The following is a 12417-nucleotide window of genomic DNA, read 5'->3' as shown; positions in this document are numbered from 1 at the left end:
TTCGGAGGAGAACAGAAGTGAACGTCAAGTCCCGCGCTCGTATCGGCTTCATCACCGCGACTGCCGCCATCAGCCTCGCCGCCATGGCCATCCCCGCCGCGGCCAACCCGCCGGCCGGCGAGTACCGGCAGCTCGCCGGGGTCGGTTCCGACACCACCCAGGACGTGGTGAACGGTCTCGGCGACGTCGTCACGAACGCGAGCGGCAAGATCATCGCCTCTTACGACGCGACCGGAACGTCCCCCATCAAGACGCGTGCGGTGGGCTGTGACACCCTTGCCCGCCCCGACGGTTCCGGGGCCGGTATCGCCGCCCTGAACAACGCCGTGGACAACAGCACCGGCTGCCTCGACTTCGCGCGCTCGTCGAGCGGCCCGTCGGACACCAGCACCACGGACCTGACCTTCATCCCGTTCGCGAAGGACGGCGTCACCTACGCCACGCGCTCCTTCAGCGCACTGCCGACGAACCTCACCAAGACCCAGCTGACCGATATCTACAAGTGCACGCTGACGTCGCTCAACGGCGTGACGATCCAGCCGCTGCTGCCGCAGACCGGTTCCGGCACGCGGAAGTTCTGGCTGAACACCCTCGGCCTGACCGACGCCACGATCGGCTCGTGCGTCAACGGCACGATCCAGGAGAACAACGGCCTGGCCCTTACCAACAACAGCCAGATCATGCCGTACTCGATCGCCCAGTACATCGCGCAGGGCAAGAGCCTGCCGAACGTGCCGAACCGTCGTGGTTCGTCCGTGCTGCGCAACGTCAACGGCGTGGCTCCGACCACCGGCGGTGTCCTGAACACCTCCTTCCCGATCGTGCGCGACGTCTACAACGTCGTCCCGACCGCGAAGCTGACCGACGCGCTCATCTCCTCCACCTTCGTCGGCACGACGTCGAAGGTCTGCGCCCAGACCACCGTCATCCAGAACTACGGCTTCGGCTCGCTGGGCGCGTCGTGCGGCTCGACCACGGTCAAGGGCGAGAAGTGACCTTGTGCCGGAGCTGATCTGACACCTCGTTCAACGGCCGGGCGCCTCTCAGGCGCCCGGCTTCCGTCCTGACCGCGGTACATCCCTTGGGGGGATCGCCACCATGATCGTCATCGCACCACGGAAAGTCCCGGCCGTCTTGTTCGCCCTGGCGGCGGTCCTCCTCGCGGCCGCGGCCGCCCTGTTCGGCGCGGCCGCGCCGGCGCACGCCGGAGCCGCTGCGAGCGGGTCCGCTGCTAGCGCCGGGACGTTCGCGCCGACGCCCGCCGGCGGTGACCTCACCGCCGACCCGTTCCTGACGTCCCTGCGCACGTCCGCGGGCTGCCCGGCGGGCTTCGGCGCGTCGGCGGCCCTCCAGTTCGTCATGCCGGACGGCTCCGCCGTGACCATCCCCGGCGCCCGGGAGTCCGGTGGGTTCGACACCGGGCCGTTCACCCTCACCTACGACGCGATCGGCGGAACGCTGGCGGACGTCATCGGCGCGCCGGTCGCCGACGGGGACCACGAGCTGCGCGTCACGTGCTGGAACGGCACCGGGGACGCGGCGCCCGCCGCCTTCTCCACCACCATCACCAGCACCGGTGACACCTGGACGGTGAAGTCCCAGGCCGTGCCCACCGCCACCACCCTGACGGCGAGCCCGGCGGGCACCGCCGCCGCGGGCGCCGAGGTGACGCTGACGGGCGCCGTCGACCCGGCGGGGGCCGTCGGCAAGCTCGCGTTCTTCGACGGAGCGACGGCGTTGGGGGAGGCGGACGTGGTCTCCGGGCAGGCCACGGTGAAGACGTCCGCGCTCGTTGCTGGGGCGCATGACCTGACGGCGCGGTTCACGCCGGCGGATCCGGCGGCGTTCGTGGCGTCGACGTCGGCGGTGGTGACGTACACGGTCACGGCGGCGACGCAGTCGCCGTCACCGACGGATACGGGGTCTCCGACCCCTACGGACACCGGGGTTCCGTCGCCCAGCGACACGGGATCGCCTACGGCGACGGATACGGGTTCGCCCAGTGCGTCGGCGACGACGGGGGACACGACGTCGGGCGCCGGCGGTACGTCCGGTGATGGCGGTACGGGCGGGAGTTCCGGCGGCGGGTCGACGGGTGGCAACGGGAGCCTTGCGCATACCGGTGCCGGGGCGGCGCTGCCGTTGGGGGTGGCCGCGGGTGTGCTGGCTGTGGCGGGTGTCGTGTTCGTGCGGCATGCGCGGCGGAGTGGGTTGTTGACGTTCGGTGCGCCGCGGCATCGCTGACCGCCGGCCGCCGGCCGCCGGCCGCCGGCCGCTGACCGCCGGCCGCCGGCCGCTGACCGGTGGTGGGCCGGGGGCCGGGCCCTCCGGGGCGGGGCTTCGAAATCGACTATTTACGGGCCTGGCGGCCCGCAAATAGCTCGGCAGCATTTCGAAACCCCACCCCTGCGGACCCGTCCCCCTTCCGTTCAAGCCGCCGGTCTCCGTCGGTGGCCGTTCAGGGCCGCCCCTCAGGTCCTCTCTCAACGACTTGGAGCGCATCCCCGTGACCGTGCTCGCCCCACCCGCCCCGCCCGCCATCCGGTCCCCCGAGCCCGTTGCCGAACGGCCGGCTCCCGCGCCCGGTATCGCGCTGGTGGGTGCCGCGCTGTGTGTTCTTGCGGCGTTGCTGCTCGGCTTCGCCGCGAACCTGACGATCGTGGGACATCTGCAGCATGCGCGCGACCAGCGCACCGCGTACGACGATCTGCGCGCCGAACTCGCCATGGGTACCGCGCCGGTGGGACAGACGACGTTCGACGGTAAACCGTTGGAAGCGGGCGCGCCCATGGCGTTGTTGCGGATTCCGGCGCTCGGGCTGAAGCAGGTGGTCTTCGAGGGGACCACGTCGGGTGTGCTGCGGTCCGGGCCGGGGCACCGGCGGGATACGCCGTTTCCCGGGCAGGCGGGCACCAGTCAGATCTTGGGGCGGGCGTGGGGGTACGGGGGGCCGTTCAACGATGTTGCCCGGCTGCCGGTGGGCGCTGTGATCAAGGTGACGACCGGTCAGTCCACCGCTGAGTACCGGGTCACGGGGATCCGCAGGGACGGCGATCCGCTGCCCGCGGTTCTCGGTACGAACAAGGGGCGGCTGACGTTGGTCACCGCGACCGGCTGGGCCTATACGCCGTCGGGGGTCGTTCGGGTGGATGCGGATCTGGTGTCGGAGACACAGCCGAGTCCGCCCCGGCCGCGCCGGGCGGGGTGGATCGATGCCGCCGAGAAGCCGCTCGGGACCGAGAGCGGTGCCTGGATGTCGGTCTATCTGTGGTCGCAGGCGCTGCTGGCGGCCGCGCTGCTCACCGTGTGGACGCATCGACGCTGGGGGCGGTGGCAGACCTGGATCACCGCCGTTCCGGTGCTCACCGCGCTCGGGGTCGCCGCGTCCGGGGCCGCGACCTGTCTGCTTCCCAATCTGCTCTGAGAACGGAGATCTGCACCATGACCGATACCGAGGTACTTCCGGTTCTCAGCGAGACGGGCGCCGCCACGCTGCGGGCCGATGCTGTTTCCGCCTGGTTCGGCGATCACAAGGTCCTGGACCGGGTCTCGCTGACCATGCCCGCGCGCCAGGTCACCGCCCTCATCGGGCCCTCCGGCTGTGGCAAGTCGACGTTCCTGCGGGTGCTGAACCGGATGCACGAGCTGATCGGGTCCGCCTCGCTCGCCGGGCAGGTGCTGCTCGACGGGGAGGACATCTACGACCGGGGGCGCCGCATCACCAGTGCTCGCCGGCAGATCGGGATGGTGTTCCAGAAGCCGAACCCGTTTCCCGCGATGTCGCTCTACGACAACGTGCTCGCCGGGCTGAAGCTCGGCGGGATCAAGTCCACCCGGGCCGGGCGGGACGATCTGGTCGAGGAGTGTCTGACGCGGGCCGGGCTCTGGAACGAGGTCAAGGACCGGCTGCGGCAGCCCGGTGGCGCGCTGTCCGGGGGGCAGCAGCAGCGGTTGTGCATCGCGCGGTCGTTGGCGGTGCGGCCGCGGGTGCTGTTGATGGACGAGCCGTGCTCGGCGCTCGACCCCACGTCGACCCGCCGCATCGAGGAGACGATCGCGGACCTCTCGTCCGAGGTCACCATCGTGATCGTCACCCACAACATGCAGCAGGCCGCGCGGGTGTCGGACTCCTGCGCGTTCTTCCTCGCCGAGCAGGGCACGCCGGGAGTCATCGTGGAGCACGGTCCGACGGACGCCATGTTCAGCGACCCGCAGGACCCGCGCACCACCGACTACGTCAACGGCCGCTTCGGCTGACCCTCAGATGCCGGCGGCCGCCGCCAGGTCCTTCTTGAGGGCGGCCAGGACCGTGTCCGCGGTGGTGCGGGCCGCGGTGAGGGTGGTGACGGGGACGACGACCTCGAGGTAGCACTTGATCTTGGGCTCGGTGCCGCTCGGGCGCACGATCACCCGTGCCGACCCGACACCGGAGGCCGTGTCGCCGGCCAGGGTGTAGCGGAGGCCGTCGGTGGGCGGGAGCTGCTCGCTGCCCTCGGCGAGGTCCTCGGCGGTGGCGACGGTGAGGCCCGCGAGGACCGTCGGGGGCTTCTCGCGCAGCCGCGTCATGGCGTCCGCGATGAGGGAGAGGTCGGCGACGCGCGCGGAGAGCTGGTCGGTGGCGTGCAGGCCGTGGTCGAGGGCCAGGTCGTCCAGGAGGTCGTCGAGGGTGCGGCCGTGTTCCTTGAGGGACGCGGCCAGCTCGGCGATGAGCAGGGCGGCGGTGATGCCGTCCTTGTCGCGCACGCCGCCGGGGTCGACGCAGTAGCCGAGCGCCTCCTCGTAGCCGTAGCGCAGGCCGTCGACGCGGGCGATCCACTTGAAGCCGGTGAGGGTGTCCTCGTAGGGCACGCCGGCCGCGGCGGCGATCTTGGAGAGCAGCGAGGACGACACGATGGAGGCGGCGAAGGTGCCCGTCGCGTGCTTGTTCACCAGGTGGATGGCGAGCAGTGCGCCGACCTCGTCGCCGCGCAGCATCCGCCAGCCGGACGCCGAGGAGCGGTCGGGGACGGCGACGGCGCACCGGTCGGCGTCCGGGTCGTTGGCGATGACGATGTCCGGGCCGAGGGACTGCGCGGCCTTGAAGGACAGGTCCATCGCCCCCGGCTCCTCCGGGTTGGGGAAGGCCACGGTCGGGAAGTCCGGGTCGGGCTCCGCCTGCTCGGTGACCGGGGTCGGCGCAGGGAAGCCGGCGCGCGCGAAGGCCGCCATCAGGACCTCGCGGCCCACGCCGTGCAGCGGTGTGTAGACGACGGACACGTCACGCGGTCCGCCCGGTGCCACGACGCCGGCCGCCCGGGTCAGGTACGCGTCGATGACGTCGTCACCGAGGACCTCCCAGCCGTCCGCGGCCAGCGGTACGTCGGCGAGCGACCCGACCGCCGCGATCTGGTCGGCGATCTCCGCGTCGGCGGGCGGCACGATCTGGGAGCCGTCGCCGAGGTAGACCTTGTAGCCGTTGTCCTGCGGCGGGTTGTGGCTCGCGGTCACCATGACGCCGGCCACCGAGCCGAGGTGCCTTATGGCGAAGGCCAGGACGGGCGTGGGCAGCGGGCGGGGCAGCAGCGCCGCCCGCAGGCCCGCGCCGGTCATCACGGCCGCCGTGTCGCGCGCGAAGTCGTACGACTTGTGGCGCGCGTCGTAGCCGATGACGACGAGGCCGCCGGTCTGCCCCTGCGCCTTCAGATAGCCGGCGAGGCCCGCGGCCGCCCGGATCACCACCGAACGGTTCATCCGCATCGGGCCGGCCCCGACCTCGCCGCGCAGCCCGGCCGTGCCGAACTGGAGCGTCCCGGAGAACCGCTCCTCCAGTCCGGCCGCAGCTGCCTCGTCACCGGCCTCCACCGCCGTCAGGAGCGCCTCCAGCTCCGCCCGGGTGTCCGGGTCCGGGTCCTCGCCGAGCCAGGTGCGCGCGGCGTGCGTGAGCTGAATCCTGTCGGTTCCCATAAGAGCTCCTGATCGGGGGGAGGTGCGTACGGATGCTGCCGCGGACGGGGTCCGGGAGGTGCCGCCGGGCAGGCCTGTGGTGCAAGCCTGCCCGGCGGTCAGGGGCATCGACCCGTTCGGGCCGGCACGACCTAGAGGCGGCCGAGGACCTGGCCCAGCAGGCTGCCCATCCGCGTGGCGGACTCGCGGCCGGCCTCGAGGACCTCTTCGTGGTTGAGCGGCGCGCCGGTCATGCCCGCCGCCAGGTTGGTGACGAGGGAGATGCCGAGCACCTCGGCGCCGGCCTCGCGGGCGGCGATGGCCTCCAGCGTGGTGGACATGCCGACGAGGTCACCGCCGATGGCGCGGACCATGCCGATCTCCGCCGGGGTCTCGTAGTGCGGGCCGGGCAGCTGGACGTAGACGCCCTCCTCCAGGGTGGGGTCCACCTCCTTGCACAGCGCGCGCAGCCGCGGGGAGTACAGGTCGGTGAGGTCCACGAAGTTGGCGCCCACGATCGGCGAGGTCGCCGTCATGTTGATGTGGTCGCTGATCAGGACCGGCTGGCCGGGGCGGAAGTGCGGGCGCAGCCCGCCGCAGCCGTTGGTGAGGACGACGGTCTTGCAGCCCGCGGCGACGGCGGTGCGGACACCGTGCACGACGGTGGCGACACCGCGGCCCTCGTAGAGGTGGTTGCGGCCGAGGAAGACCAGGGCGCGGACGCCGCCGATCGTGACCGAGCGGACCTTGCCCGAGTGGCCGGCCACTGCGGGGGGCGGGAAGCCGGGGAGCTCGGTGATCGGGAATTCGGCGTCGGCGGTGCCGAGCTGGTCGGCGGCGGGGACCCAGCCCGAGCCCATGACGAGGGCGACGTCATGGGTCTCGGCGCCGGTGAGCTCGCGCAGGCGGGCGGCGGCGGCATCGGCGGCGCCGTACGGGTCGGGGTTAACAGAAGCGTTCACGCGCACGAGGGTATCCGGTTCCGGCCTACGCGCGTAGACGTCCCAGCGGAGCGTCCCCGGGATTTCGGATGATCCGCTGATTGACGACCGTGCCGGCGGGAGGTTAGGACACCGCCGGGACGGGTGACGGGCCCTGGTGCCGGCGGTTCAGCAGGGGCGCTTGCGCAGCTCCATCACGTAGTCGTGGGGCGCGCCGCACGATTCCGCGGCGTCCGCGATCTCACCGAGGTAGCGGGCGTTCGGCAGGCCGCCCTCGTAGTCGTTCAGCACATACGTCCAGGCGGCGACCTCGCCGTCCAGCGTGTGCACCCGCACGGTCGTACGCCGGTAGATGCTGAGCGGTACGCCCTCCCAGCGGTCCATCGACTCCTCGTCGATCGGCGCGATGTCGTACAGCCCCACGAAGACCTGCCGCAGCGGGTCCTCCACCAGGGTCGCCAGGGCACCTTCCCAGCCCATCTGCTCACCGCCGAAGGTGAGCCGCCAGCCGTCCAGCCAGCCGGTCCCGCGCAACGGGGAGTGGGGGGCGCGGCGGGTCATGAGCCGCGCGTCGAGGTTGCCTGCGTAGGCGGCGTAGAGCGACATGAGGACGAGAGTACGGGAGGGAGGTGAGCCCCCTGTAAGTGAACGCTTGGCGCGTGCGGGACAATGGGGTACGTGACTCGGATCGTGATCATTGGCGGCGGACCCGGCGGATATGAGGCAGCGCTCGTTGCCTCGCAGCTCGGCGCGGAGGTGACCGTCGTCGACTGCGACGGTCTGGGCGGGGCGTCGGTACTCACCGACTGCGTCCCGTCGAAGACTTTGATTGCCACCGCCGAGGTGATGACCACCTTCGACTCCTCGTACGAAGAGCTGGGCATCATCGTCGCGGACGACACCCCGCCGCTGGAGCAGGCGGCGCGTGTGGTGGGCGTGGACCTGGGCAAGGTGAACCGGCGGGTGAAGCGGCTGGCGCTCGCCCAGTCGCACGACATCACCGCCTCCGTCACCCGTGCGGGCGCACGGGTGATGCGCGGTCGCGGCCGACTGGAGGGCTGCCAGACCGCAGGTGGCACCCGGTGTGTCGTCGTCGAGGCGGCGGACGGCACGTCGGAGACGCTGACGGCCGACGCGGTGCTCATCGCGACCGGCGCCCGCCCGCGCGAGCTGGCGGACGCACTGCCGGACGGCGAGCGGATCCTGAACTGGACGCAGGTCTACGACCTCGACGAGCTCCCCGAGGAGCTCATCGTGGTGGGCTCCGGTGTGACCGGCGCGGAGTTCGCCGGCGCGTACCAGGCGCTCGGCTCGAAGGTGACGCTTGTCTCTTCGCGCGACCGCGTGCTGCCGGGCGAGGACCCGGACGCCGCCGCCGTGCTGGAGGACGTCTTCCGGCGCCGCGGCATGAACGTGATGGCGCGCTCCCGCGCCACGAGCGCCAAGCGTGTTCCCGGACCTGCTACGACACAGGGACCCTCCTCGCCGAAGGCGGGCGAGGAGGGACGGGTCGGCGACCGGGTGGAGGTCACCCTGGCGGACGGCCGGGTCATCACCGGCTCGCACTGCCTGATGGCGGTGGGCGCCATCCCGAACACCACCGGAATGGGTCTGGAGGAGGCGGGCGTCAAGCTCAAGGACTCCGGCCACATCTGGACCGACAAGGTCTCCCGCACCTCGGCGCCCGGCGTGTACGCGGCCGGTGACGTCACCGGCGTCTTCGCCCTCGCCTCGGTCGCCGCCATGCAGGGCCGGATCGCGATGTACCACTTCCTGGGCGACGCGGTCGCGCCGCTCAACCTCAAGACGGTCTCCTCGAACGTCTTCACCGACCCGGAGATCGCCACCGTCGGCTACACCCAGGCTGACGTCGACAGCGGCCGGATCGACGCCCGCTGCGTCAAGCTGCCGCTGCTGCGGAACCCGCGCGCGAAGATGCAGGGCATCAGGGACGGCTTCGTGAAGCTGTTCTGCCGCCCCGGCACCGGGATCGTCGTCGGGGGTGTCGTCGTGTCGCCGCGGGCCAGTGAGCTGATCCACCCGATCTCGATCGCGGTCGACAACAACCTGACCGTCGAGCAGATCGCGAACGCGTTCACCGTGTACCCGTCCCTGTCGGGCTCGATCGCCGAGGTGGCGCGCCAGCTGCACACCCGCAAGACCGCGAGCGAGCTCTAGGCCACGGCCTGGCCGCCGCTCGCGGGCGTCGGTCGCGGCCGGGAGATGACCGGACGGTAACCGGGTGGTGGAGCCGTAAAGGCTCTACCACCCGATGGTCTCTTTTGTGCACGACTTCGGTTAAGTGGCGCAAAGTGCTGAAAGCAGACGGTCGTTGGCGTTACTGTCAGTTCCGTGTTCGCTGCAGAACGTCGCCAATTGATCCTCGAAATGGTGCGGGCCAACGGAGCGGTTTCGCTCCGTGAGCTCGCCCGTGTCGTCCAGACCTCCGAAGTGACCGTACGGCGGGACGTGCGCGCTCTGGAGGCCGAAGGACTGCTCGACCGCCGGCATGGCGGTGCGGTTCTGCCGGGTGGCTTCACCAGGGAGTCCGGTTTTCCGCAGAAATCCCATCTAGCGACCGCGGAGAAGACGGCCATCGCCGATCTCGCGGCGAGTCTCGTCGAAGAGGGCGAGGCCATCGTGGTCGGCGCCGGGACCACCACGCAGGAGCTGGCCCGCCGGCTCGCGCGGATCCCGGGACTGACCGTCGTCACCAACTCCCTGCTGGTGGCGCAGGCGCTGGCACACGCGAACCGGGTCGAGGTCGTCATGACCGGCGGCACTCTGCGCGGCTCCAACTACGGCCTGGTCGGCAGCGGCGCCGAACAGTCCCTCCAGGGACTGCGGGTGTCGCGGGCCTTCCTGTCCGGCGCCGGACTGACCGCGGAACGCGGTCTGTCGACGTCCAACATGCTCTCCGCGAGCGTGGACCGGGCGCTGGTGCAGGCGGCGGCGGAGGTCGTCGTGCTGGCCGACCACACGAAACTGGGCGCGGACACCATGTTCCAGACCGTGCCCACGGATCTGATCACGCATCTGGTGACGGACGAACCGCCGCCCGGTGACGACCGCAGCGCGACCGAGCTCCAGGCCCTCGCGGACCGTGGAGTGCAGGTCGCCGTCGCGTCCCTGATGGGGGCCGACGCCATCGCGGCCGGCCGGCCGCGCCGCGAGATGCCGATGCCCGCGCCCCGGAGGCACCCGCACCCGGGACAGCCGCCGCTGCGCAGTGCGGCGCCGATCGCGGCCGACCAGCAGGCAGCCAGGATCGCCGACCTGCGGCGCCGTTAGGGACGCCGCGGGAAGGGATCCGACGGACTGGGCCCGGGCCGTGGCAGGCCCGGGTCGCGGAACGGCCTGGGGGTTGGGAAAGGCCTGGTCACGGGAGCTCCGGCATCACGCCTGCGCGGTGACTCCTGCCGGGGCGCGCAGGCCGTGCAGGGTCAGGTCCATCAGCCGGTCGAAGATCGCCTGGCGCTCCGGGTCCTTCTCGGCCACCAGCACGATGGCGTTCGTCAGCTTGAGCAGGTCGGCGATGGTCGCGTCCGCACGTACCTCACCGGCCCGCTGGGCGCGCTCCAGCAGTGCCCCGCCCGCCGCGCGCAGCGGTGCCTTGCACGCGGTCATCTTCGCGTCGCCCGCGGCCATGATGGCCGCCGCCAGCCCGCGGTACATGGTGGAGTGGACGGCGACCATCCGCAGCCACCGGACGAGTGCGTCGGTCGGTGAGTCCGCCGTCAGCAGTTCGTCCGCGCGCACGGTCAGCAGCTCGACCTCCTGCTCGAAGACCGCGTTCATCAGCGCGTAGCGGTCGGGGAAGTGCCGGTAGAGGGTGCCGATGCCGACGCCCGCGTGGCGTGCGATGTCCTCCAGCGACGCGTCGGTGCCGTGCACGATGAAGGCCTGTCGGGCCTCGGCCAGCAACCGGTCGTAGTTGCGCTGCGCGTCTGCCCGCATCGCCACCTGCCTCCCAAGGTCCGATCCCGGAATTCCAGGATCCCAGAATGGCATTGTAGAACCGGAGGCGTCCTCCGTATAGTTTGCGGAGGCACCCTCCGCTTCTGCCTCTCTGGAGGTCTACTCATCATGTCCACATCCTTGAGCACGGCTCCGGTCGCCGCCCCCGCCCCGACCCGGCGGCACCACCCGTTACTCGCTCTCTCCGCCATCGTCGGCACCCAGCTGATGCTGCTGCTGGATGCGACCGTGGTGAACGTCGCCCTGCCGGGCATAGGCGCCGACCTGGGCTTCTCCTCCACCGGCATGTCCTGGATCCTGAACGTCTACATCCTCACGTTCGGCGGCCTGCTGCTGCTCGGCAGCCGGATCGGCGACCTCATCGGCCGCCGCCGCGCCCTGATCATCGGGGTGCTGGCCTTCACCGCCGCCTCGGTGGCCGGGGGATTCGCCACCGACGCGACGCTGCTGCTCGTCTCCCGCGGCGCCCAGGGCGCCGCCGCCGCACTGGCCGCGCCCAGCACGCTTGCCCTGCTGACCACCACCTTCACCGAGGGCACCGAGCGCAACCGTGCGCTGAGCGTGTTCTCCGCGATCTCGGGCGCCGGCTCCGCCGTCGGCCTGATCGTCGGCGGGATGCTCACCGAATGGGGCTCCTGGCGCTGGGTGTTCTTCATCAACATCCCCGTCGGGCTCGCCATCGCCGCGCTGGCCCCGCGCTATGTCGCCGAGACGGCCCGCCACCCCGGCGGCCGGTTCGACGTCGCCGGGGCGCTCACCGGCACCCTCGGCATGGCCTCGCTCGTCTACGCGTTCATCCGCGTCGCCGACCAGGGCTGGAGCGACACCCGGGCGCTGACCACCTTCGCCGCGGCGGCCGCGCTGCTCGCCGCGTTCCTGCTCAACGAGGTACGGGCCGAGCGCCCGCTGGTCGTGCTGCGGCTGTTCGCGGACCGCAACCGGGCCCTCGCCTACGGCTGCATGCTGCTCATTCCGGCGGGCATGTTCGGGGTCTTCTACTTCTCCACCCAGTTCCTGCAGGGCGTACTGGGGTACAGCCCGCTGCGCACCGGCTTCGCCTTCCTCCCGCTGGCGGCCCCGCTCTTCGTGGCCGCCCGCACCGCCCCGCGCGCACTGGCCCGCTTCGGCGCCAAGCGCGTCGCGTCGGCCGGCGCCCTGCTCTCGCTCAGCGGGACGCTGTGGCTCTCGCAGCTCGACGCGGGCACCGGCTACGTTGGCGCGCTGCTCGGGCCGCTGGCCCTCATCGGGGTGGGTGTCGGCTTCACGATGATGCCGCTCAACACCCTCATCCTGACGGGCGTCCAGCCGCGTGACGCCGGTTCGGCGTCCGGACTGCTGCAGACGATGCAACAGATCGGCGGCAGCCTGGGCCTGTCGATCCTCGTCACCGTCTTCGGCACCGCGGCCCGGCACGCCGGCGGGGGCGCGGGGGAGGTCTTCACGGCGGGCGCCACCGCGGCCTTCGCGGCGGCCGCCGTCTTCACCGGCCTGGCGCTGTTGCTCGTCCTGGCCGTACGGGCGCCCTCGAAACGCTGAGGGTGCGGGACAGCGAAATGCCGGGCGGGCCCGATCGGGC

The 12417-nt window shown here is 71.6% G+C and carries 11 protein-coding genes; 7 read left to right on the top strand and 4 right to left on the bottom strand.

What is annotated here, in order from left to right:
* Positions 1-17 precede the first annotated feature (17 nt).
* The 4 genes from C6N31_RS01945 (at position 18) to C6N31_RS01930 (ending at position 4257) form a co-directional block, all read left to right on the top strand.
* Positions 18-995 (top strand): substrate-binding domain-containing protein, encoded by a 978-nt coding sequence (locus C6N31_RS01945; RefSeq protein WP_198357044.1) that lies wholly within the window; start codon positions 18-20, stop codon positions 993-995.
* 103 nt (positions 996-1098) lie between these two features.
* The gene (locus C6N31_RS01940) at positions 1099-2244 is read left to right on the top strand and encodes an Ig-like domain repeat protein (RefSeq protein ID WP_198357043.1); all 1146 of its coding nucleotides are present in this window, start codon (positions 1099-1101) and stop codon (positions 2242-2244) included.
* A gap of 352 nt (positions 2245-2596) precedes the next feature.
* The gene (locus tag C6N31_RS01935; RefSeq protein WP_138352196.1) at positions 2597-3424 is read left to right on the top strand and encodes a sortase; all 828 of its coding nucleotides are present in this window, start codon (positions 2597-2599) and stop codon (positions 3422-3424) included.
* A 17-nt stretch (positions 3425-3441) separates the two neighbouring features.
* Entirely contained in the window at positions 3442-4257 is an 816-nt protein-coding gene (locus C6N31_RS01930) for a phosphate ABC transporter ATP-binding protein (RefSeq protein WP_138352195.1), read from the top strand.
* A gap of 3 nt (positions 4258-4260) precedes the next feature.
* Here C6N31_RS01930 and C6N31_RS01925 read toward each other — a convergent pair whose 3' ends face one another.
* The 3 genes from C6N31_RS01925 to C6N31_RS01915 all read right to left on the bottom strand — a co-directional run bounded on the left by C6N31_RS01925 (position 4261) and on the right by C6N31_RS01915 (position 7469).
* The gene (locus C6N31_RS01925; protein WP_138352194.1) at positions 4261-5943 is read right to left on the bottom strand and encodes a phospho-sugar mutase; all 1683 of its coding nucleotides are present in this window, start codon (positions 5941-5943) and stop codon (positions 4261-4263) included.
* A 131-nt stretch (positions 5944-6074) separates the two neighbouring features.
* The gene (locus tag C6N31_RS01920) at positions 6075-6884 is read right to left on the bottom strand and encodes a purine-nucleoside phosphorylase (RefSeq protein ID WP_138352193.1); all 810 of its coding nucleotides are present in this window, start codon (positions 6882-6884) and stop codon (positions 6075-6077) included.
* Between the two features lie 147 nt (positions 6885-7031).
* Positions 7032-7469, bottom strand: a complete 438-nt coding sequence (locus C6N31_RS01915; protein ID WP_138352192.1) for a gamma-glutamylcyclotransferase family protein — start codon at positions 7467-7469, stop codon at positions 7032-7034.
* A 63-nt stretch (positions 7470-7532) separates the two neighbouring features.
* Here C6N31_RS01915 and C6N31_RS01910 point away from each other — a divergent pair, with 63 nt between their 5' ends.
* Both C6N31_RS01910 and C6N31_RS01905 read left to right on the top strand, forming a co-directional pair.
* Positions 7533-9041, top strand: coding sequence for an NAD(P)H-quinone dehydrogenase (locus tag C6N31_RS01910; RefSeq protein ID WP_138352191.1), 1509 nt, complete (start codon positions 7533-7535; stop codon positions 9039-9041).
* 174 nt (positions 9042-9215) lie between these two features.
* On the top strand, positions 9216-10154 hold the full coding sequence (locus tag C6N31_RS01905) for a DeoR/GlpR family DNA-binding transcription regulator (protein WP_138352190.1): 939 nt from the start codon (positions 9216-9218) through the stop codon (positions 10152-10154).
* A gap of 105 nt (positions 10155-10259) precedes the next feature.
* Here the strand turns inward: C6N31_RS01905 and C6N31_RS01900 are convergent, their stop codons facing one another.
* A complete protein-coding gene (locus tag C6N31_RS01900) occupies positions 10260-10820 on the bottom strand; it encodes a TetR/AcrR family transcriptional regulator (RefSeq protein ID WP_138352189.1) in 561 nt (186 codons plus the stop codon).
* Positions 10821-10949: 129 nt separating this feature from the next.
* Here C6N31_RS01900 and C6N31_RS01895 point away from each other — a divergent pair, with 129 nt between their 5' ends.
* Positions 10950-12377: an MFS transporter gene (locus C6N31_RS01895; protein WP_198357042.1), complete on the top strand. Its 1428-nt coding sequence runs from the start codon at positions 10950-10952 to the stop codon at positions 12375-12377.
* The last annotated feature ends 40 nt before the right edge of the window (positions 12378-12417 follow it).

It is taken from the genome of Streptomyces fildesensis (assembly GCF_016107395.1).
In the GTDB taxonomy this organism is placed as follows: Bacteria; Actinomycetota; Actinomycetes; order Streptomycetales; family Streptomycetaceae; genus Actinacidiphila; species Actinacidiphila fildesensis.
The sequence above is the reverse complement of the archived record's forward strand: the minus strand, read 5'-3'. Positions and strand labels throughout refer to the sequence as shown.